Origin of the sequence: Paraburkholderia fungorum (assembly GCF_900099835.1) — a bacterium.
Taxonomy (GTDB): Bacteria; Pseudomonadota; Gammaproteobacteria; order Burkholderiales; family Burkholderiaceae; genus Paraburkholderia; species Paraburkholderia fungorum_A.
In genome coordinates this window covers 3,443,258-3,465,542 of the sequence record NZ_FNKP01000001.1, presented here as the reverse complement: position 1 = coordinate 3,465,542, position 22,285 = coordinate 3,443,258, and the positions used below count along the sequence as shown (strand labels likewise).

The window sequence follows — 22,285 nt, the reverse complement described above, 5'->3', positions numbered from 1 at the left end:
GCATGCTACTGGCGCTGGCGCAATGGCTGCAGAATGACGCAAGCTTCTTGCGCGTGTTCAGTTATCTGACATTCCGTGCAGTGATGGCGACCATCACTGCGCTGCTGATCGGGCTCGTCTGCGGCCCGGCGGTGATTCGCAAGCTGGCCGCGATGAAGGTCGGCCAGGCAGTCCGTAAAGATGGACCGCAAACTCACCTCGTCAAGTCGGGCACGCCGACCATGGGCGGTGTGCTGATTCTGCTCGGCATCGCCGTGGCGACGCTGTTGTGGGCCGACCTGACCAATCGCTTTATCTGGATCGTGATGCTCGTCACGTTCGGCTTCGGCGTGATCGGCTGGGTCGACGATTACCGCAAGGTGGTCTACAAGGACCCGCGTGGCATGTCCTCGCGCGAGAAGTATTTCTGGCAGTCGGTGATCGGCCTGTTCGCTGCGGTGTATCTCGCGTTCAGCGTGTCCGAAGCGACCAACGTGCGCGTGTTCGACCTGTTCATGGCGTGGGTGAAGAGCGGTTTGTCGATGAGTCTGCCCGCGCGCGCCGACCTGATGCTGCCGTTCGTCAAGTCGATCAGCTATCCGCTCGGCGTGTGGGGCTTCATCGTGCTGACGTATCTGGTGATCGTCGGCGCGAGCAACGCAGTCAACCTCACCGATGGCCTCGACGGTCTCGTGATCATGCCGGTCGTGCTGGTCGGCGCGTCGCTCGGCGTGTTCGCGTACGTGATGGGCAGTTCGGTCTATTCGAAATATCTGCTGTTCCCGCATATCGCGGGCGCCGGCGAATTGCTGATTTTCTGTTCGGCGATGGGCGGGGCAGGGCTCGCATTCCTGTGGTTCAACACGCACCCGGCGCAGATGTTCATGGGCGACGTCGGCGCGCTCGCACTCGGCGGCGCGCTCGGCACAGTCGCGGTGATCGTGCGTCAGGAAATCGTGCTGTTCATCATGGGCGGCATTTTTGTCGCCGAGACGTTGTCGGTGATGTTGCAGGTCACCTGGTTCAAGTTCACCAAGCGCCGTTTCGGCGAAGGGCGGCGTCTCTTCAAGATGGCGCCGTTGCATCACCATTTCGAATTGTCGGGCTGGAAGGAAACGCAGGTGGTCGTGCGTTTCTGGATCATCACGTTGATGTTGTGTCTGTTCGGTTTGTCCACGCTCAAGTTGCGTTAAACGGGTAATAGGAAAGCAAGCGATGTTCGGCGAGAAGTTTCGGGATCGGCAAAAGCCGATGGTGCTCGTGCTGGGACTGGGTGAATCCGGTCTCGCGATGGCGCGCTGGTGCGCGCGGCACGGCTGTCGGCTGCGTGTGGCCGATACGCGCGAGGTGCCGCCGAATCTGCCCGCGCTCGAAGCGCACGGCGTCGCAGCCGATTTCGTCGGCGGACCGTTTTCGCCGGTGCTGCTCGAAGGCGTCGAACTCGTGGCGATCAGCCCGGGTTTGTCGCCGCTTGCCGCCGATTTACTGCCGTTGATTACGGCAGCGCGCGAGCAGGGCATTCCGGTGTGGGGCGAACTCGAACTGTTTTCGCAGGCATTGAAGACGCTCGGCGAAAGCGGCTACGCGCCGAAGGTGATCGCGATTACCGGCACCAACGGCAAGACCACGACGACGAGCCTGACCGGCCTGCTGTGCGAACGCGCCGGGAAGAAGGTGGCGGTAGCGGGCAATATCAGCCCGTCGCTGCTCGACAAGCTCACCGAAGCCATCGATCAGACCGCACTGCCGGACGTTTGGGTGCTCGAACTGTCGAGCTTCCAGCTTGAAACCGCACACACGTTTGCACCGGATGCAGCCGTGGTGCTGAACATCACGCAAGATCACCTCGACTGGCACGGTGGGCTCGATGCATATGCGGCCGCGAAGGGGCGCATCTTCGGTACACAGACCGTGCGTGTGCTGAATCGCGACGACTCGCGGGTCATGTCGCTCGCCAACTCGGCGGATGCGGAAGCGGAAGTCATCACGTTCGGCGTCACCGAGCCGAAGAACGACGGCGATTACGGCTTGCTGCGCGATAACGGCATGGTGTGGCTCGTCGAAGCGCACGATCGTGACGCGAGCGACGAACCTGCGCCGAAACGTCGCCGGAAGAATGAAGTGGTGAGCGCGCCGGACATCGCGTTCAAGCGCCTGATGCCGGCGGACGCGCTGCGCATACGCGGCCTGCACAACGCGGCAAACGCGCTGGCCGCGTATGCGCTGGCCCGCGCAGTTGGTTTGCCCGGCGCACCGTTGTTGCACGGCTTGCGTGAATACCATGGCGAGCCGCATCGCGTGGAATTGATCGCGTCGATCGAAGGCGTCGATTACGTTGACGACAGCAAGGGCACCAATGTCGGCGCCACGGTCGCCGCGCTCGACGGCCTCGCGCAACGCGTGGTGCTGATCGTCGGCGGCGAAGGCAAGGGCCAGGATTTCGACCCGCTCGCCGCGCCGGTTACGCGCTGGTGCCGCGCCGTGATGTTGATCGGCCGCGACGCGCCATTGATTCGCGCGGCGCTGGAACATAGCGGCGTCGCGATGACCGATCACGCGACGCTCGAAGAAGCGACGCGCGCAGCGACCGCATTGGCTGAACCGGGCGACGCCGTGCTGCTGTCGCCGGCTTGCGCCAGCTTCGACATGTTCAAGAATTATGGGCACCGTGCGGCCGTATTCCGCAGCACGGTCGAAGATATCGCGGCCGAACGGGGGACGATGATATGAGCTGGTCGGAACGTTTCGGTTCGCGCGAGGCAACCGCAGGCGATGCGGGCGGCGGCGCGCGCGTCTCGAGTGGCCGCACGGGCGGCAGCGGGCTGGCGAGCGCGGTCAACGGCGTGCGTCCGTTGCGCTCGCGGATGCTCGACTACGATCACTCGCTGCTGTGGGTGGTCGTCGCGCTGCTCGGCCTCGGCGTCGTGATGGTGTATTCGGCGTCGATCGCGATGCCCGATTCGCCGAAGTACTCGTCGTATCGTGATTGGGCGTTCCTCGTGCGCCAGATCATTTTCGTGACCATGGGCGCGGTGGTCGGCGTCGTGTCGTTCCGGATTCCGATTTCGACGTGGGACAAGTACGCACCCAAGCTGTTCCTGATCTCGCTCGTCGCGCTCGTGATCGTGCTGATCCCGCACATCGGCAAGGGCGTGAACGGCGCGCGTCGGTGGATTCCGCTCGGCATCACGAACATGCAGCCGTCGGAAATCATGAAGCTCGCCGTGACGATCTATGCGGCGAACTACACGGTGCGCAAGCAGGAATACATGCACAGCTTCGCCAAAGGCTTTCTGCCGATGGCGTTTGCCGTCGGCGTGGTCGGCGCGTTGCTGCTGCTTGAACCTGACATGGGCGCGTTCATGGTGATCGCAGCGATCGCGATGGGCGTGCTGTTCCTCGGCGGCGTGAACGGCAAGCTGTTCGGCGGGCTGGTGGCCACCGCAGTGGGCACGTTCAGCTTGCTGGTGTGGGCATCGCCGTGGCGTCGCGAGCGGATCTTCGCTTACCTCGATCCGTGGGACGACCGTTACGCGCAAGGCAAGGCCTATCAATTGACGCACTCGCTGATCGCATTCGGCCGCGGCGAGTGGTTCGGCGTGGGTCTCGGCGGCAGCGTCGAGAAGCTCAACTATCTGCCGGAAGCGCATACCGACTTCATCCTCGCGGTGATCGGCGAGGAACTCGGTTTTGTCGGCGTGCTGGTCGTGATCCTGATGTTCTACTGGATCGTGCGCCGTTCGTTCGAAATCGGCCGTCAGGCGCTCGCACTCGATCGCACGTTTGCGGGTCTGGTGGCGAAGGGCGTCGGCATCTGGTTCGGCGCGCAGACCTTCATCAACATGGGCGTGAACCTCGGTTTGTTGCCGACCAAAGGTCTCACGTTGCCGCTGGTGAGTTACGGCGGCTCGGGCATTTTGCTGAACTGCGTCGCGGTGGCGGTATTGATGCGCGTGGATTATGAAAATCGTGTGCTGATGCGTGGGGGGAAGGTATGACCCCCACGCAGCGGTACACGATTTCGGCGAAGGCTAACTTCGTGCGCAACGCGCACGAAGTTAAGCGCAGCGGCCGAAGCCAAAACCGATTTTTCTTTCTGCTGATGCGCGGAGGCAAGGTATGACCGCTGTGCCGCAACGCACGCTGATGGTGATGGCTGGTGGCACCGGGGGACATGTGTTCCCGGGGCTTGCGGTCGCTCATCTGATGCAGGCGTGGGGCTGGAAGGTCGTCTGGCTCGGCAACCCTGCCGGTATGGAAGCCACGCTGGTGCCGAAGCACGGCATTCCGATGGAGTACGTGCGTTTCGGCGGACTGCGCGGCAAGGGCATGAAGACCAAGCTGATGCTGCCGCTGAATCTGCTGCGTGCGTGTACGCAGAGCCTGTCGGTATTGCGTCGCGTGAAGCCGGATGTGGTGCTCGGCATGGGCGGCTACATCACGTTCCCGGCGGGTTTGATGACTGCGTTGAGCGGCCGTCCGCTGGTGCTGCATGAGCAGAATTCGATTGCAGGTCTCGCGAACAAGGTGCTCGCGAAAGTCGCGAAGCGCGTGCTGGTCGCGTTTCCGAATGCACTGCCGCACGGTGAATGGACCGGTAATCCGATTCGTGAGGAACTTGCGCGCGCGATTGCACCCAAAGCACGCTACGCGCAACGCAACGGTCCGCTAAATGTGCTCGTCGTGGGCGGCAGTCTCGGTGCGGCTGCACTGAACGAAGTGGTGCCGCGTGCCGTCGCCATGCTCGCGCCGAACGAACGTCCGCGCATCGTGCATCAGGCGGGCGCGAAGCATATTGAGGCGCTGCGCGAGAACTACGCGGCAGCGGGTTTGCAAACGGGCGCGGATGTTGAACTCGTGCCTTTCATCGACGACATGACGAGCGCGTACGCGAAGGCCGATCTGGTGATCTGCCGCTCGGGCGCGATGACGGTGTCGGAGATTTCGGCGGTGGGCGTGGCAGCGTTTTTCGTGCCGTTCCCGTATGCAGTAGACGATCATCAAACAACCAATGCAGCGTTCCTCGCCGACAACGGCGCGGCGCTGGTCGTGCAGCAACGTGACCTGTCGGCGGAAAAACTCGCTGACTGGTTGCGCAGCCAGACGCGAGAAACTCTCGCGGAGATGGCGGAGCGTTCGCGCTCGCTCGCGAAACCCGACGCCACGGAACAGGTGGCGCAGATTTGCGCCACCGTGGCGGGTTCGATTTCGGGCGCGAGCCCAGAAGGAAAGCAATGAAACACATCGTCAAACATATTCATTTTGTCGGCATCGGCGGTGTCGGCATGAGCGGCATCGCGGAGGTGCTGGTCAATCTCGGCTATCAGGTGAGCGGCTCGGATCTGTCGAGCAACGCAATCACCGACCGTCTCGCGAAACTCGGCGCGCGGATCGCGATCGGTCACGCGGCGGAGAACATCGAAGGCGCGAACGCAGTGGTCGTTTCCACGGCAGTGCGTAGCGACAACCCGGAAGTGCTGGCCGCGCGTCATCGCCGCATTCCGATCGTGCCGCGCGCGGTGATGCTCGCGGAATTGATGCGCCTGAAGCAGGGCATCGCGATTGCCGGTACGCACGGCAAGACCACGACCACCTCGCTGGTAGCGAGCGTGCTGGCGGCGGGCGGCCTCGATCCGACCTTCGTGATCGGCGGCCGGTTGATCAGCGCGGGTGCGAATGCGCGGCTGGGCACGGGCGATTTCATCGTCGCCGAAGCAGACGAGTCGGACGCGTCGTTCCTGAACCTGTTCCCGGTGATCGAAGTCATCACGAACATCGACGCCGATCACATGGACACCTATGGCCACGACTTCGCGCGGCTCAAGCAGGCGTTCATCGAATTCACGCATCGTTTGCCGTTTTACGGCATCGCGGTGCTGTGCGTCGACGATCCGAACGTGAAGGAAATCCTGCCGTTCGTGTCGAAGCCGATCATCCGCTACGGTCTCGCAGCGGACGCGCAGGTGCGCGCGGTCAACGTGAAAGCGCAGGACGGCAAGATGCACTTCACCGCGCTGCGCGAAGACGCGGCGCCGCTCGACATCGTGTTGAATCTGCCGGGCGAGCACAACGTGCAGAACGCGCTGGCCGCCATCGCGATTGCGACTGAACTTGAAGTGAAAGATGCCGATATCCAGCGAGCGCTGGCGGATTTCAACGGTGTTGGCCGACGCTTCCAGCGTTACGGCGAAGTGCCGGTCGCGGCCGAAGGCAAAGCGACGGGCGCCTACACGCTGGTCGACGACTACGGTCATCACCCGGTCGAAATGGCGGCGACGGTCGCGGCGGCGCGCGGTGCATTCCCGGGGCGTCGTCTGGTGCTGGCGTTCCAGCCGCACCGCTTCACGCGCACGCGTGACTGCTTCGAAGATTTCGTGAAAGTGCTGTCGACCGTCGACGCTCTTGTGCTGACGGAAGTCTATTCGGCCGGCGAAGCGCCGATCGTCGCCGCTGACGGCCGCGCATTGGCGCGCGCGCTGCGGGTGGCGGGCAAGGTCGAGCCGGTATTTGTCGATACGGTGGATGAAGTGCCGGACGCGCTCGCAGCAGTGGTGCGCGACGGCGATGTGGTGATTACGATGGGCGCGGGTTCGATCGGCGGCGTGCCGGGTCGCCTCGCGCAGGAAACCAAGGTGTGAGATGAGCAGTATTGATCCAAAACAATTCGGCAAGGTAGCAGTGCTGCTCGGCGGTGAATCCGCTGAGCGCGAGGTGTCCCTCACGTCCGGCCGCCTCGTGCTGCAAGGCCTGCGCGACGCCGGCATCGACGCGCATCCGTTCGACCCGTCCGAGCGTCCGCTCGCTGAGTTGAAGGCGGAAGGCTTCGATCGCGCGTTCATCGCGTTGCATGGCGGCTATGGCGAGAACGGCCAGATTCAGGGCGCGCTCGATTTCTACGGCATCAAGTACAACGGCAGCGGCGTGCTCGGTTCGGCGCTGGGTCTGGACAAGTTCCGCACCAAGCTCGTGTGGCAGCAACTCGGTATTCCGACGCCGCCGTTCGAAGCGGTCATGCGTGGCGACGACTACGAAGCGCGCGCGAAAGACATCGTCGCGAAGCTCGGCTTGCCGCTGTTCGTGAAGCCCGCGAGCGAAGGCTCGAGCGTGGCGGTGATCAAGGTGAAGACGGCCGACGCGTTGCCGGCTGCGCTGATCGAAGCCGCGAAGTTCGACAAGATCGTCGTGGTCGAAAAGAGCATCGAAGGCGGCGGCGAATTTACCGCGTGCATCGCGGGCGATCTGGACCTGCCGGTGATCCGCATCGTGCCGGCCGGTGAGTTCTACGACTATCACGCGAAGTACATCGCCGACGACACGCAGTATCTGATTCCGTGCGGTATCGCGGCGGAAGAAGAAGCGCGTCTGAAAGTGCTGGCGCGCCGCGCGTTCGAGGTGCTCGGCTGCACCGACTGGGGCCGTGCCGATTTCATGCTCGACGCAGACGGCAACCCGTACTTCCTGGAAGTGAACACGGCGCCTGGCATGACCGATCACTCGCTGCCGCCGAAAGCGGCGCGCGCGGTGGGCATCAGCTATCAGGAACTGGTTGTCGGCGTGTTGGCGCTGACGCTTAAGGACTAACCGGGGTGACCCGAAAGCAACACCATGTGGAACAACGTTCGCCAGCTCAATCTCGCCGCCAACACATTGCATGTGTTGCTGGTGCTCGTGCTGCTGGCGGCAGGCGCTGACTGGCTGATCCAGCGTCCGAATTTCGCACTGCGCGAAATCCAGATCGGCGGCGATACGGAGCACATCAATTCGCCGACGGTGCGCGCCGGTGTAGTAGGGCGGTTGAAGGGCAACTTTTTCACGGTCGATCTCGACGTTGCGCGTCAGGCGTTCGAGCAGATGCCATGGGTGCGTCATGCAAGTGTGCGCCGGGTCTGGCCGAATGCATTGGCTGTCACGCTGGAGGAGTACAAACCGCTGGGAACGTGGGGCAGCGATCAGTTGGTGAGCACCGATGGCGAGCTGTTCACCGCGAATCAGGGCGAACTCGAGCAGGATCTGCCCGCGTTCGACGGCCCCGACGGTTCGGCGAAAGAAGTGGTCGCGCGTTATCACGACTTTCAGAAGTGGTTTGCGCCGCTGGGCGCGACGCCCGACGAAGTGACGCTGTCGCCGCGTTACGCGTGGACGGTGAAGTTGTCGAACGGTACGCAGGTTGAACTTGGGCGCGAACGCAATCAGGACACGCTGCTGGATCGCAGCAAGCGCCTGACGGCGGCGTGGGGCGCAGTGACGCAACGTTGGGGAAAGGATATCGAGTATGCGGACTTGCGCTATCCGAACGGTTTCGCGATTCGTGCCGCTGGCATGCGCTTTATCAGCGAACCCGACAAGGGCAAGAAGTAAACGGACATCACACGCAATGAGCACTCTATGAGTAAAGACTATAAAGATCTGCTGGTCGCCCTCGACATCGGGACGTCGAAGGTCGTGGCCATCGTCGCCGAGTTGAAGGGCGAAGGTCACTACGAGGTGATCGGCCTTGGCCAGAGCGAATCGAAGGGGCTCAAGAAAGGCGTGGTGGTGAATATCGAAGCCACCGTGCAGTCCATTCAGCGCGCGCTCGAAGAAGCCGAGCTGATGGCCGACTGCAAGATTACGAACGTGTTCACCGGAATCGCCGGCAGCCATATCCGCAGCTTCAATTCGAGCGGCATGGTGGCGATCAAGGAAAAGGAAGTCACGCAGACGGACGTGGCGCGCGTGATCGAAACGGCGAAGGCAATCAACATCCCGACCGATCAGCAGGTGCTGCATATCCTCACGCAGGAATTCATCATCGACGGTCAGGAAGATGTGCGCGAGCCGATCGGTATGAGCGGTATCCGCCTCGAAGTGAAGGTACATATCGTCACCGGCGCGGTGAGCGCGGCGCAGAACATCGTGAAGTGCGTGCGCCGTTGCGGGCTCGAAGTGAACGATCTGATTCTGCAGCCGCTCGCGTCGTCGCTCGCGGTGCTGACGGAAGACGAGAAGGAACTCGGCGTGGTGCTGGTCGATATCGGCGGCGGCACGACCGACATCGCAATTTTCAGCGAAGGCGCGATCCGTCACACGGCAGTGATTCCGATTGCCGGCGACCAGATCACGAGCGACATCGCGATGGCGTTGCGCACGCCGACGCCGGATGCCGAAGACATCAAGGTCGACTACGGCATCGCCAAGCAGGCGCTTGCCGATCCGGACGAGATGATCGAAGTGCCGGGTCTCGGCGAGCGCGGTCCGCGCACGTTGTCGCGCCAGGCGCTGGCGGCAGTGGTCGAGCCGCGTGTCGAAGAACTGTTCTCGCTCGTGCAGCAGGTGGTGCGCGAGTCGGGTTACGAGGAACTGCTGAGTTCCGGCGTGGTGCTGACCGGCGGCGCGTCGATGATGCTCGGCATGGTCGAACTGGGTGAAGACATTTTCCTGAAGCCGGTGCGAATCGGCGTGCCGGAATACGCGGGCGGCCTTGCGGACGTCGTGCGTAATCCGCGTTATTCGACGGCAATGGGCCTGCTCGTCGAAGGACGCTCGCAACGTATGCGTGGCCGCAAGGTCGCGGTGCAGTCGGGCTCGATGGGACAGGTTTTCACGCGCATGAAAGACTGGTTCCTCGGCAACTTCTAACGGTTTTGCAGTGGCACAAGTAGTCGGATAAGCAATCGAACAAGCAGTGAAACAAGCAGTCGGATTCAAAGCAGGTTTGAACAAACACGCGCAGGTGCCGGCGACCAGCGCGCGACAGGAGGTTGCCCGATCTCCTGCCGGATAACGGCCGAGTGGCTGTACTTTTCTATCTTGACGGAGGCAACATGGAATTCCAGATGCTGGAAACCGAAACGAACGGCACCATCATCAAGGTGGTCGGAGTAGGTGGCGCTGGCGGCAATGCCGTTCAGCACATGATCAACAAAGGCGTGCAAGGCGTCGACTTCATCGTGATGAACACGGACGCGCAGGCTCTGTCGCGTTCGCGCGCCACCGCGGTGATCCAGCTCGGCAACACGGGTCTGGGCGCTGGCGCCAAGCCGGAAATGGGCCGCGCCGCAGCGGAAGAAGCACGTGAGCGCATCGCCGACGCACTGCGCGGCGCGCACATGGTCTTCATCACGGCCGGTATGGGCGGCGGTACGGGCACGGGCGCAGCACCCGTGGTCGCGCAGATCGCCAAGGAAATGGGTATCTTGACTGTTGGCGTGGTCAGCAAGCCGTTCGAATTCGAAGGCGGCAAGCGCATGCGCGTTGCAGAAGCCGGTTCGCAGCAACTGGAGGATCACGTCGACTCGCTGATCGTCGTTCTGAACGACAAGCTGTTCGAGGTGATGGGCGACGACGCCGAGATGGACAAGTGCTTCCAGTGCGCTGACGACGTTCTGAACAACGCAGTGGCCGGTATCGCGGAAATCATCAACGTCGACGGTCTGGTGAACGTCGACTTCGAAGACGTGAAAACGGTGATGGGCGAGCAAGGCAAGGCGATGATGGGCACGGCGACGGTTGCCGGTGTCGATCGCGCGCGTCTGGCCGCCGAGCAGGCTGTGGCCAGCCCGCTGCTGGAAGGTGTGGATCTGTCGGGCGCGCGTGGCGTGCTGGTGAACATCACGTCGAGCCGTTCGCTGCGTCTGTCGGAAACGCGCGAAGTGATGAACACGATCAAGAGCTACGCAGCAGAAGACGCAACGGTGATTTTCGGCGCGGTGTACGACGATGCAATGGGCGACGCGCTGCGCGTGACGGTCGTCGCAACGGGTCTGGGCCGTGCGGCGAAGAAGCAGCAATCGGCACCGATGACGCTGCTGCGCACCGGCACCGACAATCAGCCGATCGGCACGATGCAACACGCGGCTTACGCACCGGCAACGTCGCACGCGGCTACGGCCGACTACGGCGCGCTGGACACGCCGGCTGTGTGGCGCACGTCGCGCGATACGGCTGCGTCGCATGTGCAGGCGCTGCAGGAAAAGGGCGTCGACACGTACGACATTCCGGCATTCCTGCGCAAGCAGGCGGACTGAGCGCGCGAGCAGGCTTTCGTTGCCGCGCTGCAGTTGTTTTGCAGTGCAGCGCTGGCGGACGAATGCACGAGCGTGGCGGGTGAACGGCGAACAGGTCGCGTATCGTCAGATTCGCGGCAAGGACAACTGCCCTCTTCGGATTCGCGAAGCGGATTGGGCGACTGTCGCCGAACGGCGTAGCCTTAACGGGCTGCATGCCAATTTCACTGCGACACGACGACGTGCGAGCGTGCTTCGCATCGATGCAAAGGACTGAGCATGATTCAAGCAGGTGACAAGCTGCCCGACGCAACGCTCTTCGAATTCGTCGAAGATGAGCGGGCGGGCTGCACGTTGGGGCCGAACAGCTTCGACGTGCGCGAGCAGACGGCGGGCAGGCGCGTGGTGATCTTCGGATTGCCGGGCGCGTTCACGCCGACCTGTTCGGCCAAACATGTACCGGGTTATATCGAGCACGCCGGGCAGTTGCGCGCTGCGGGCATCGACGAGATCTGGTGCGTGTCCGTCAACGACGCGTTCGTAATGGGCGCGTGGGGACGCGATCAGCACGCCTCGGGCAAGGTGCGCATGATGGCGGACGGCAGTGCGGCTTTCACACGGGCGCTTGGTCTGGAGCAGGATTTGTCGGCGCGCGGCATGGGAATCCGTTCCCAGCGCTACGCGATGGTGGTCGACGACGGCGTGGTCAAGACGTTGAACGTCGAGGCTGCCGGCAAATTCGAAGTGAGCGATGCAGCAAGCGTTCTTGCCACGTTGAGCTAGTTGCGCGGGCGTCGCCCTTCACCTTGGCAGCGCGCGGTTTTGTCGCGTTGTACGAGGGCAACGGGTGGTAAGACGCTTTTGTGACAGGCCGTTACGCGGGCCGACGACCGGAAACGCCTCCGTTCCGGGACGTCGGCCCGTCACGCTTTCCCTGACGGGCGCCCATTGGGTAATGTAGCGAAACAGATTGATACGTTCCGTGCAACGACGACCCCAAGGGTATTGGAGTATAATTCGTGCTATGGAATAAAAAGTCCCGATTGGGATTTTCAATCGAATAGAAGATCACCATGCTGAAGCAGCGCACTATCAAAACAATCGTCAAGACAGTTGGCATCGGCCTGCACTCGGGTCGGAAGGTCAATTTGACGCTTCGCCCGGCGGCGCCAGACACTGGCATCGTCTTTTCGCGCGTGGATTTGCCCACGCCGGTGGACATTCCTGCGTCGGCGATGGCGATTGGTGATACGCGTCTGGCTTCCGTGTTGCAGAAAGACGGCGCGCGCGTGTCGACCATCGAACATTTGATGTCCGCCTGCGCCGGTCTTGGCATCGACAATCTTTACGTCGACGTCACCGCTGAAGAAATTCCGATCATGGACGGCAGCGCGGGTTCGTTCGTGTTCCTGATCCAGTCGGCCGGAATCGAGCAGCAGAACGCTGCGAAGAAGTTCATCAAGGTCACCAAGCCGGTCGAAATTCGTGACGGCGACAAGTTCGCGCGTCTGGACCCGTACTTCGGTTTCAAGCTCAAGTTCACGATCGACTTCCGTCATCCGGCTGTGGATAAGACCGGCCAGGCGCTGGAAGTGGATTTCGCGAACACGTCTTACGTGCGCGAAATTGCCCGCGCTCGCACGTTCGGTTTCGCGCACGAAGTGGAAATGATGCGTGAACTCGGTCTGGCACGCGGCGGCAGCATGGACAACGCGATCGTGCTCGACGAATACCGCATTCTGAACAACGATGGTCTGCGTTACGACGACGAGTTCGTGAAGCACAAGATGCTCGATGCGATCGGCGACCTGTATGTGGTCGGTCATCCGTTGCTGGCATCGTACGACGCGTACAAGTCGGGCCACGGTCTGAACAACGCATTGCTGCGCGAACTGCTGGCGCACGAAGATTCGTACGAAATCGTCACGTTCGACGACACGCAGAAGGCACCGCGCGGCTTTGCGTACGAGACGCAAACGGCGTTTGCGTAACGTCTTCAGGTAGTAGCAAGCATGAAAAAACGGCCCTTAGGGGCCGTTTTTGTTTTCAGCGCGACTTCGACAACCTTAGCGATTTCTCCGATGCCGGGCCGCCATTCGCGCCAGCGCCTCCTGCAACGGCGACGGTTCGAGCGATTCGCTCAACGCATGCAGCGCATCGGCACCGACCGGCGTCATGCGTGCCTGCTTGACCGGCGGCGGCTCCTTGACCGGCTGAGGCCGCACGCGAATTCGCAGCGCATTGACCGGCCAGCCGCGCTGCTGCAAATCCGACAGCAGCCGTGGTTCAAGATGTCGCAGCCGCGCAGCGAGCGCGTTGTGCGCGGCAAACAGCGCCAGCACGCCGTCCTTGATAAAGCCCGGCTCCACGCTCGTCGCCAGATAATCGGGCAGCAGCGAGCGCAAATCCTTTTCCAGCGCGGCAATTTGCTCGACGCCCGCGCGCAGCGCCGCGTACGCATCCGTGCGATTCAGCACTTCGGCGACGGGCTGCGGGCGGCGCGCTTTGAACTGCTGCGGCGGCGGCCTTGAAAAGGACGGAAAACGGCTCATGTTTGTAAATAAGGGCGTGTTCGCACCCTATTGCGCGTTCACGCCGCGATTGTACCGCGCGGGATGCACGCCAGCCCGGCTCGAGTCGTACGGTCACAAGCCGACGCAGCGGGCATTGTCCACAAGGCCAACGTAGCGCCTCTGACACAGGCGCGGCCGGGGGCGCGTGCTAAAATGCCCGATTCGAATTCACTCTTGGACTAAGCCGCCGAGGCCCTTCCGACCCCGGAGCGCAGTGCATGATCCGTACGATCGGCACCGCGCAACCCAGCCGAAGCCGCGACGCAGACACCGATCCGATGACCACCGGTTTTCTACAGAAGATTTTTGGCAGCCGCAACCAGCGGCTAGTCAAGCAATATCAAAAGACCGTCGCGGCGATCAATGCGCTCGAACCGCAGATCGAGCAATTGACGGACGATCAACTGCGCGCCAAAACGGGTGAATTCCGCCAGCGCGTCGCGAGCGGCGAATCGCTCGACAAGCTGTTGCCGGAAGCCTTTGCGGTCTGCCGCGAGGCCAGCAAGCGGGTGCTGAAAATGCGCCACTTCGACGTGCAGCTGATCGGCGGCATGGTCCTGCACTACGGCAAGATCGGCGAAATGCGCACGGGCGAGGGCAAGACCCTTGTCGCTACGCTGCCGGTGTATCTGAATGCGTTGTCGGGCCGCGGCGTGCACGTCGTCACGGTCAACGATTACCTGGCACAGCGCGACGCCGAATGGATGGCGCGTCTGTACAACTTCCTCGGTCTGTCGGTGGGTATCAACCTGTCGCAGATGGACCACGAGGCGAAGCAGCAGGCCTACGCTGCCGACATCACGTACGGCACGAATAACGAATTCGGCTTCGACTACCTGCGCGACAACATGGTCTACGAGACCGACGCGCGCGTGCAGCGAGCGCTGAATTTCGCGGTGGTCGACGAGGTCGACTCGATCCTGATCGACGAAGCCCGTACGCCGCTGATCATCTCCGGCCAGGCCGAAGATCACACCGAACTCTACGTGCGCATGAATGCGCTGCCGCCGCTGCTCGAACGCCAGATCGGCGAAGAAAAGGCGGACGGCACCGGCGTCGAAAAGCCGGGCGATTACACGCTGGACGAGAAAGGCCGTCAGGTTTTCCTGACCGAATCGGGCCACGAAAAGGCCGAGCGTCTGCTCGCCGAGTGGGGCCTGATCGGCGAAGGCGAGAGCCTTTACGCGCCGCAAAACATCACGCTGATGCACCACGTGTACGCAGCATTGCGCGCACACACGCTGTTCTTCAAAGACCAGCATTACGTGGTGCAGAACAACGAAGTGGTGATCGTCGACGAATTCACCGGCCGTCTGATGTCGGGTCGTCGCTGGTCGGATGGCCTGCACCAGGCCGTCGAGGCGAAGGAACACGTCAAGATCCAGAGCGAGAATCAGACGCTCGCGTCGATCACGTTCCAGAACTACTTCCGCATGTACGCGAAGCTGTCCGGCATGACCGGTACGGCGGATACGGAAGCGTACGAATTCAACGAGATCTACGGTCTCGAAACGGTCGTGATCCCGACCAATCGTCCTCCGAAGCGGATCGACAAGCAGGATCAGATCTACAAGACCGCCAAAGAGCGTTATGACGCGGTGATCCGCGACATTCGCGACTGCTATGAGCGCGGTCAGCCGGTGCTGGTCGGTACGACGTCGATTGAAAACTCGGAACTGCTGTCGCATCTGCTGAAGCAGGCCGGTTTGTCGCACGAGGTGCTGAACGCGAAGCAGCACGCACGTGAAGCGGAAATCGTTGCCGAAGCGGGCCGTCCGAAACGCATCACGATCGCTACCAACATGGCCGGTCGCGGTACGGACATCGTGCTCGGCGGCAATGCAGAAAAGCAGGCGTCGTTCCTCGAAAAGGACGAAACGCTCTCCGACGACGAAAAGCAGCGCCGTATCGCGAAGATTCACGACGAGTGGCAAGCGCTGCACGATCAGGTGAAGGCCGCTGGCGGTCTGCACATTATCGGCACCGAACGTCACGAATCGCGCCGCATCGACAACCAGCTGCGCGGCCGTGCCGGCCGTCAGGGCGACCCGGGTTCGTCGCGCTTCTATCTTTCGCTGGAAGATCCGCTGCTGCGCATTTTCGCGGGCGACCGCGTGCGCGCAATCATGGATCGCCTGAAGATGCCGGAAGGCGAGGCGATCGAAGCGGGCATCGTGTCGCGCTCCATCGAATCGGCGCAGCGTAAAGTTGAAGCGCGCAACTTCGACGTTCGCAAGCAATTGCTCGAATACGACGATGTGTCGAACGATCAGCGCAAGGTGATCTACCAGCAGCGCAATGAATTGCTCGAAGCGAACGACATCACGGAAACCATCGGCGCAATGCGTCATGGCGTGATCGCCGATATCGTTCATCAGTTCGTGCCGGCAGGCAGCATCGAAGAACAGTGGGACGTGCCTGAACTCGAAGAAGTGCTGCGCAACGAATGGCAGCTCGACCTCGCGATCCAGGAAATGATCAACGAGTCGAATTCGATCAGCGCGGACGAAATTCTCGAAGCAGTCGAAGCCGCAGCGGACGAAGCGTACGAAGCAAAGGTCGAACTGGTCGGCCGCGAGTCGTTCAGCTCGTTCGAACGCTCGATCATGCTGCAAACGCTGGACCGTAGCTGGCGCGAACATCTGGCTGCGCTCGACCACCTGCGTCAGGGCATCCATCTGCGCGGTTACGCGCAGAAGAATCCGAAGCAGGAATACAAGCGCGAGGCGTTCGAACTGTTCGCCGCGATGCTCGACGCCGTGAAGCTCGAAGTCACCCGCGTGGTGATGAACGTGCAGATCCAGTCGCCGGAACAGTTGGAAGACGTAGCCGATCAGTTGGAAGAGCAGGGCGGCCATCTCGAGAACGTCGAGTTTCGCCACGCCGAGTTCGCTGAAGCGGCAGCCGCAGCGGCCGTGCCGGTTGCGGCAGAAGCAGCGACCGCTGCGATGATCGGCGACGCGATGAGCCACGGCTCGTCGTCGCAAGTCACAGCCAACGTGAGCGCGGACAACGTGCCGAAGGTCGGCCGTAACGACCCGTGCCCATGCGGCAGCGGCAAGAAGTACAAGCAGTGCCACGGCAAGATCGTGTAATGCCGAAAGCGGCGCGCTCCCGAGCGCGCCGCGTCGTTTCATCCTGTGCTTCGCTGTAGTTTCGCATCAGATTTCGCGGTGGTTCGGCAACCTGCCCGAGCCATCAGTTTCCGTTTCCCTAATGCCGGCGCCTGCCGGCATTTTCTTCGACAGGTCGCGACCATGGCTGTCAATTTCCCTTCGATCGATCCCGCTCAACTCCACCCTGTCGCCGGCGTTTCGCTTGGCTGGGCAGAGGCGAATATCCGCAAGCCGAACCGCAAGGACGTGCTCGTCATTACCGTCGACGAAAGCGCGACCGTAGCCGGTGCGTTCACGTTGAACCGTTTTTGCGCGGCGCCGGTGACGGTTTGCCGTGAGAATCTGGAGCGCGTGCGCGGGGGCGGCAAGCCGATCCGCGCGCTGGTGATCAACACCGGCAACGCGAACGCGGGCACGGGTGAGCCGGGCATGCTGGCGGCGCGCGAAACCTGCGCCGAACTCGCACGTCTCGCGGACATCGCGCCGGAACAGGTGCTGCCGTTTTCGACAGGCGTGATTCTGGAGCCGCTGCCGGTCGACCGTCTGAAGGCGGGTTTGCCGGCCGCGCTGGCTAACCGCAAGGAAGCGAACTGGTACGACGCCGCGCAGGCGATCATGACCACGGACACGCTGCCCAAAGCCACCTCGCGTCAGGTCACGATCGACGGCCACACGGTCACGCTGACCGGGATCAGCAAGGGTGCGGGCATGATCAAGCCGAACATGGCGACCATGCTCGGCTTCCTCGCGTTCGACGCGGCTGTCGCGCAGCCGGTGCTCGACGCGCTGGTCAAGCACGTCGCGGACCGCTCGTTCAACTGCATCACGATCGATGGCGATACCTCGACCAACGATTCGTTCATCCTGATCGCGTCGGGCAAATCGAGCCTGCCGGCGATCACCTCCACCGATTCGCCCGCTTATGCAGCGTTGCGCGACGCGGTGACCGACGTCGCCCAGACCCTCGCTCAGCTGATCGTGCGCGACGGCGAAGGCGCGACGAAATTCATGACCGTGCATGTCGAAGGCGGCTCGAACGTGGACGAATGCCGCAAGATCGCCTATGCGATCGGCCACTCGCCGCTCGTGAAGACGGCCTTCTACGCATCGGACCCCAATCTCGGCCGCATTCTGGCGGCCATCGGCTATGCCGGCGTGGACGATCTCGACGTCGGCAAGATCGATCTGTATCTGGACGACGTGCTGGTTGCCACTGCTGGCGGCCGCAATCCGGCCTACCGTGAAGAAGACGGTCAGCGCGTCATGAAGAAGAGCGAGATCGGCATTCGCGTCGTACTCGGCCGCGGCGATGCGCAAGCCACGATCTGGACTTGCGATCTGTCGCACGACTACGTGAGCATCAACGCCGACTATCGTTCGTAATCAGGTTTAATACGCGGCTTCGGCCGCTTACTTCACTGTCATGGACAAACTCGAACAGTTTTTGACCCGGGCCGAAGCTGTGCTCGTCCGCCTGGAAGCGATGCTTCCGCCTGCCGCGCCGGAAATCGACTGGTCGGCGGCGGTGGCGTTTCGCTGGCGCAAGCGCCAAGGGCGGGGCTACCTGCAACCGGTACCCGCCATTTCGTCGATCACGCTTGACGACCTGCAGAACATCGATCGCCAGAAAGGTCTGATCGAGCAAAACACGCGTCAATTCGTGCACAAGCAGCCGGCCAATAATGTGCTGCTGACGGGTGCGCGCGGTACCGGCAAGTCGTCGCTGATCAAGGCGTGCCTGAACGCGTACGCGAAAGACGGCCTGCGTCTGATCGAAGTCGATAAAGACGATCTGCACGATCTCGGCGATATCGTCGATCTGATCGCGCAGCGGCCGGAGCGCTTCGTGGTGTTCTGCGACGACCTGTCGTTTGAAGACGGCGAGTCGGGCTACAAGGCGCTGAAGGTCGCGCTCGACGGCTCGATCGCCGCGCAGTCCGACAACGTGCTGATCTACGCGACATCGAACCGCCGTCACCTGTTGCCCGAATACATGAGCGACAACGAGACGTACAAGCACACGTCAGACGGCGAAATTCACCCTGGCGAACTGGTCGAAGAAAAGATTTCGCTGTCCGAGCGCTTCGGGCTGTGGGTCAGCTTCTATCCGTTCAAGCAGGACGATTACCTGTCGATCATCGGCCATTGGCTGAAGCATTTTGGTTGCGACGACGCTGAAGTCGAAGCGGCGCGCGGCGATGCGCTGGTATGGGCGCTCGAACGCGGTTCGCGTTCGGGGCGCGTGGCGTGGCAGTTCGCACGCGACTGGTCCGGCCGGAAGAACCCGGTATGAGCGACACGCAGAAAAACGCCGCCGGCCGCAAGGTGACGGAAGTGGCTGTCGGCGTGCTGGTTCAGCCGGATGGGCGCTATCTGTTGGCGCAGCGCCCGGTTGGCAAGCCATATGAAGGCTACTGGGAGTTTCCGGGCGGCAAGCTGGAGGCGGGCGAGTCAGTCGAAGCCGCGCTTGCTCGTGAGTTGCACGAGGAACTGGGTATCGACGTGAAGGCGAGCCACCTGTGGCATACGCTCGAACACGATTACCCGCACGCGTATGTGCGGCTGTTTTTCTGCAAGGTGACGCAGTGGTCCGGCGAGCCGCACGGTCGCGAAGGTCAGGCTTTTGTCTGGCAGACGTTGCCGGCGGACGTCGAGCCGCTATTGCCGGCGACTATTCCTGTGCTGGAATGGCTCGCGGCTGAAAAAAGCTGAAAGGTTGATCCGCGCGGTAGTGGGCGTTTGCTGGCGCATGCATCAGCAGCGCCTGCCCGCACGGTATCTGGCTGCCACGGTAGCAGCCAGATCAGGGCCGAACTCAATGCGGGTGGAAATCCCCATCAGGCGTCTCATCCGACGACGCTTCCTGATCGGTCCCGCCAATCTTGTATTTCTCAGCGGCCCAGGCGCCGAGATCGATCTGCTTGCAACGGTCGGAGCAGAACGGACGAAAGCGGTTTTCAGGGGTCCAGCGGACATCCTTGCCGCATGTAGGGCATTTGACGACAGTAGGCATACGGTCAGGCAATCAATCGCAAACGGAACAAGTAACGAATATAGGGGCTTTTCGCGTCGGTTTAAAGGCGCGCCCCATGCGAAGCGAGTCTGCGGCGCGCGCTGACGCCCAGCTTACAGGCTACAAAGCGTGAGCTGGAAAGGCACGTCGACATCCACGGCACGCGGACGCAGATCGCCGTCCTGCACAGTGAAACGCACCCACAGCATGTACTTGTTGGCGCTTGCCTCGGGAATCACCCGCAACTCGGGCGACACGCGAACCTGCATCAGTTGATACGAGCGGCCGGACAGCATTTGCTGATAGCTGCCCTGCATTGCCATGACTTTCGACGCCTGACCGGACTCACGCGCGAGCCGCAGCACGATGATGGCCGCGTCGCGCAACGGCAGAAGCGGAGTGACCCACTTCGCGATGTCCTGACGACGCTGATCGGGATGGATCTGCTGCCACGCGTAGTAGGACGGCAAGTCAAACTTGCAGGTGCCACCGGGAATAATTGCGCGGCTGCGAATGCTGGCGAGCCACTCGTTGTCTGCAAGATGCTGGCCGGTCTTGCCCTGCATCTGCGAAAGTCCCGCCAGGGTCTGTTCGATTTCACCGAGCACCGCTTCGAGGGCGTTCTGCTCGATTCCCGGATTGCCGCGAAACGGCGCCAGTGTTTGCCGTTGACGCTCGAGTTCCTTCATCAGATCGGACTTCAGATCTGCGCGACCCGCGACCTCTGAGATTTCGAACAACGTTGTCAGTGCGACGTGATGCTCTCTGGCGTCTTCCTGAGTCAGAAAGAACGTGAAGCGCTCAAACAGGTCTTCGAGGCGCAATAGCGTCCGGATTCGCTCGTTGAAGGGATACTCGTAAAGGATCAAGCGGGCTCGCCTCGGGCGTGGTCGGTGACGGGAATGCAGAACATTCTAATGCCGTGAGACTACCCTAGCAATCACGCACTTTTTCCGCGCGCTTTTGCAACTTTTTTCTCCTGTTTCTAGCGGTTTCTGCGTGCTTCGGCGCGTGCTTCGATTCACCTTTCGATTCGTGCGCTGTCGCAAAACGCAGCAGCGGCTTTCACGTATTCGCGAGCGACAGGTACACGCGATGCTGCGCTTCGACCTGCGTTTCCAGCAATTCGAGCGGGGCGTTGTCGTTATCGATCACGTCGTCGGCGGCGGCGAGACGGGCTTCACGTGTAGCCTGACGGGCGATGATAGCTAGCACCTGTTCGCGGCTGAAGCCGTTGCGATTCATCACGCGCGCAATTTGTGTTTCTACACTGCAATCGACGGTGAGCACGCGGTTCACGCGATTTTTCCAGCTACCGGATTCGACCAGCAGCGGCACCACGATGATCACGTACGGTCCTTGCGCTTCGTGCTGTTCGCGTTCGGTCTCTGCACGAATCAGTGGATGTGTGATGGCTTCGAGGCGTTTGCGCGCGCCCTCGTCGCTGAAGACAAGCGCACGCATCTGGGCGCGATCGAGCGAGCCGTCTGGAGCAACGAACGCCTCGCCGAATTCGGCGGCAATCTGCGGCATTGCAAGACCACGCGGCGCGGTGATGCGATGCGCGATCAGGTCGGTGTCGACGAGCGGTACACCGCGCGCGGCGAACAGGTCTGCAACGGTCGATTTGCCGCTGCCGATGCCACCGGTCAGTCCCACGACAAACATGGTTCAGCCTCCCAGAGCCAGGTAAAGCGGCGTGCCGAAGAACAGCGTGAGCGCGCCACCCGCAGCGAGAAACGGTCCGAATGGCAACGGTTCTTCGAAGCGCATGCGGCCTCTCCATGTTGCCGCGAGGCCCACGACTGCGCCGGTCACTGCCGCGACCAGAACTATCTGCGGGAGCGCGGCCCAACCGAGCCACGCGCCGAGTGCCGCCAGTAATTTGAAGTCGCCATAACCCATGCCTTCAACACCACGCACCAGCTTGAATAGCCAATGCACGGCCCACAGCACCAGGTAGCCGAAGATAGCGCCGAGCACGGCATCGTGCAGGTTCGCAAACGTGCCGCCGAAATTGACGATGAGACCAGCCCAGAGGAGTGGCAGCGTCATCGAGTCGGGCAGCAGATGGGTGTCGATATCGATCGCGCTCATCGCAAGCAACGTCGCGCAGAGGCCGAAAGCGGCGAGCGCGGTTAGAGTTGGACCGAACGTCACGAGCGAACCGGCGGCAAGCGCTGCGGTTGCGATTTCAAGCAACGGGTAGCGCAGGCTCACGCGTGTTTTGCAAGCCGAGCAACGCCCGCGCAAGAGCACGTAACTCAGTACCGGCAAATTTTCCCACGCGCTCAGAACGTGGCCGCAATGAGGACATGCACTGCGCGGCACAGACAGGTTATAACGCTCCGGCAGACCGTCGTCTTCGGGCGGCTGTTCAGTGGACTCGCGGATTTCATCGCGCCAGGCACGCTCCAGCATGATCGGCAGACGATGCACGACCACATTCAGGAAGCTGCCGATCACAAGGCCGAACACGATCGCGAACGCAAATTGCAGGCCGCTAGGCAAGCTGCCGAACGCCGCGCCGAGAGCGCTTGTGAAGTGCTCGGGCAATAAGCCCGAGAGCAGGCTGGAAGAGGTTTCTGGCACGAATGAAAGAGGAGCCCGCATAGATAA

20 protein-coding genes and 1 pseudogene are annotated in these 22,285 nt (G+C 62.0%); 15 read left to right on the top strand and 6 right to left on the bottom strand.

Features of this window, described 5'->3' with window-relative positions:
* Positions 1-2: 2 nt before the first annotated feature.
* The 11 genes from mraY (at position 3) to lpxC (ending at position 12,955) form a co-directional block, all read left to right on the top strand.
* The gene (gene mraY, locus BLS41_RS15375) at positions 3-1,172 is read left to right on the top strand and encodes a phospho-N-acetylmuramoyl-pentapeptide-transferase (protein ID WP_074765907.1); all 1,170 of its coding nucleotides are present in this window, start codon (positions 3-5) and stop codon (positions 1,170-1,172) included.
* A 22-nt stretch (positions 1,173-1,194) separates the two neighbouring features.
* Positions 1,195-2,709, top strand: a complete 1,515-nt coding sequence (gene murD / locus BLS41_RS15370) for a UDP-N-acetylmuramoyl-L-alanine--D-glutamate ligase (RefSeq protein ID WP_074765905.1) — start codon at positions 1,195-1,197, stop codon at positions 2,707-2,709.
* Positions 2,706-3,977: a putative lipid II flippase FtsW gene (ftsW, locus tag BLS41_RS15365; protein ID WP_074765903.1), complete on the top strand. Its 1,272-nt coding sequence runs from the start codon at positions 2,706-2,708 to the stop codon at positions 3,975-3,977. The genes murD and ftsW overlap by 4 nt, the downstream gene beginning before the upstream one ends.
* Before the next feature lie 121 nt (positions 3,978-4,098).
* A complete protein-coding gene (murG, locus tag BLS41_RS15360) occupies positions 4,099-5,217 on the top strand; it encodes an undecaprenyldiphospho-muramoylpentapeptide beta-N-acetylglucosaminyltransferase (protein ID WP_074765901.1) in 1,119 nt (372 codons plus the stop codon).
* Positions 5,214-6,617: a UDP-N-acetylmuramate--L-alanine ligase gene (murC, locus tag BLS41_RS15355; RefSeq protein ID WP_074765899.1), complete on the top strand. Its 1,404-nt coding sequence runs from the start codon at positions 5,214-5,216 to the stop codon at positions 6,615-6,617. Before murG ends, murC begins: the two co-directional genes overlap by 4 nt.
* A 1-nt stretch (position 6,618) precedes the next feature.
* The gene (locus BLS41_RS15350) at positions 6,619-7,560 is read left to right on the top strand and encodes a D-alanine--D-alanine ligase (RefSeq protein WP_074765897.1); all 942 of its coding nucleotides are present in this window, start codon (positions 6,619-6,621) and stop codon (positions 7,558-7,560) included.
* Between the two features lie 24 nt (positions 7,561-7,584).
* Positions 7,585-8,337, top strand: coding sequence for a cell division protein FtsQ/DivIB (locus BLS41_RS15345; protein WP_074765895.1), 753 nt, complete (start codon positions 7,585-7,587; stop codon positions 8,335-8,337).
* A 27-nt stretch (positions 8,338-8,364) separates the two neighbouring features.
* Positions 8,365-9,597 (top strand): cell division protein FtsA, encoded by a 1,233-nt coding sequence (ftsA, locus tag BLS41_RS15340; RefSeq protein ID WP_007180311.1) that lies wholly within the window; start codon positions 8,365-8,367, stop codon positions 9,595-9,597.
* A gap of 185 nt (positions 9,598-9,782) precedes the next feature.
* Positions 9,783-10,985: a cell division protein FtsZ gene (gene ftsZ, locus BLS41_RS15335; protein ID WP_074765894.1), complete on the top strand. Its 1,203-nt coding sequence runs from the start codon at positions 9,783-9,785 to the stop codon at positions 10,983-10,985.
* A 258-nt stretch (positions 10,986-11,243) separates the two neighbouring features.
* Positions 11,244-11,747, top strand: coding sequence for a peroxiredoxin (locus BLS41_RS15330; protein WP_074765892.1), 504 nt, complete (start codon positions 11,244-11,246; stop codon positions 11,745-11,747).
* Between the two features lie 290 nt (positions 11,748-12,037).
* A complete protein-coding gene (gene lpxC / locus BLS41_RS15325; RefSeq protein WP_074765890.1) occupies positions 12,038-12,955 on the top strand; it encodes a UDP-3-O-acyl-N-acetylglucosamine deacetylase in 918 nt (305 codons plus the stop codon).
* 75 nt (positions 12,956-13,030) lie between these two features.
* Here the strand turns inward: lpxC and BLS41_RS15320 are convergent, their stop codons facing one another.
* Entirely contained in the window at positions 13,031-13,516 is a 486-nt protein-coding gene (locus BLS41_RS15320) for a DciA family protein (RefSeq protein ID WP_074765888.1), read from the bottom strand.
* A 299-nt stretch (positions 13,517-13,815) separates the two neighbouring features.
* On the opposite strand from BLS41_RS15320, the gene secA reads away from it, so the two are divergent.
* Positions 13,816-16,632 (top strand): preprotein translocase subunit SecA, encoded by a 2,817-nt coding sequence (gene secA, locus BLS41_RS15315; RefSeq protein WP_074766580.1) that lies wholly within the window; start codon positions 13,816-13,818, stop codon positions 16,630-16,632.
* Here the strand turns inward: secA and BLS41_RS40085 are convergent.
* Positions 16,616-16,699 (bottom strand): annotated as a pseudogene (locus BLS41_RS40085) (hypothetical protein); the annotation flags it as partial. The gene secA and the pseudogene BLS41_RS40085 overlap by 17 nt on opposite strands.
* Positions 16,700-16,794: 95 nt before the next feature.
* On the opposite strand from BLS41_RS40085, the gene argJ reads away from it, so the two are divergent.
* Genes argJ through BLS41_RS15300 form a run of 3 tightly spaced genes read left to right on the top strand, consistent with a single transcriptional unit; the run spans position 16,795 to position 19,365 of the window.
* Complete coding sequence (gene argJ, locus BLS41_RS15310) at positions 16,795-18,036, top strand: bifunctional glutamate N-acetyltransferase/amino-acid acetyltransferase ArgJ (RefSeq protein ID WP_074765887.1); 1,242 nt, start codon at positions 16,795-16,797, stop codon at positions 18,034-18,036.
* A 40-nt stretch (positions 18,037-18,076) separates the two neighbouring features.
* Positions 18,077-18,946 (top strand): ATP-binding protein, encoded by an 870-nt coding sequence (locus BLS41_RS15305; RefSeq protein WP_074765885.1) that lies wholly within the window; start codon positions 18,077-18,079, stop codon positions 18,944-18,946.
* Positions 18,943-19,365, top strand: coding sequence for an NUDIX domain-containing protein (locus BLS41_RS15300; RefSeq protein ID WP_074765883.1), 423 nt, complete (start codon positions 18,943-18,945; stop codon positions 19,363-19,365). The genes BLS41_RS15305 and BLS41_RS15300 overlap by 4 nt, the downstream gene beginning before the upstream one ends.
* A gap of 103 nt (positions 19,366-19,468) precedes the next feature.
* On the opposite strand, the gene yacG is transcribed toward BLS41_RS15300, so the two are convergent.
* The 4 genes from yacG to BLS41_RS15280 all read right to left on the bottom strand — a co-directional run bounded on the left by yacG (position 19,469) and on the right by BLS41_RS15280 (position 22,279).
* Entirely contained in the window at positions 19,469-19,666 is a 198-nt protein-coding gene (gene yacG / locus BLS41_RS15295; RefSeq protein WP_074765881.1) for a DNA gyrase inhibitor YacG, read from the bottom strand.
* Between the two features lie 113 nt (positions 19,667-19,779).
* The gene (gene zapD, locus BLS41_RS15290; RefSeq protein ID WP_074765879.1) at positions 19,780-20,535 is read right to left on the bottom strand and encodes a cell division protein ZapD; all 756 of its coding nucleotides are present in this window, start codon (positions 20,533-20,535) and stop codon (positions 19,780-19,782) included.
* A 196-nt stretch (positions 20,536-20,731) separates the two neighbouring features.
* Positions 20,732-21,334 (bottom strand): dephospho-CoA kinase, encoded by a 603-nt coding sequence (gene coaE / locus BLS41_RS15285; RefSeq protein ID WP_074765877.1) that lies wholly within the window; start codon positions 21,332-21,334, stop codon positions 20,732-20,734.
* A gap of 3 nt (positions 21,335-21,337) precedes the next feature.
* Positions 21,338-22,279 (bottom strand): prepilin peptidase, encoded by a 942-nt coding sequence (locus BLS41_RS15280; RefSeq protein WP_074765875.1) that lies wholly within the window; start codon positions 22,277-22,279, stop codon positions 21,338-21,340.
* Positions 22,280-22,285 lie beyond the last annotated feature (6 nt).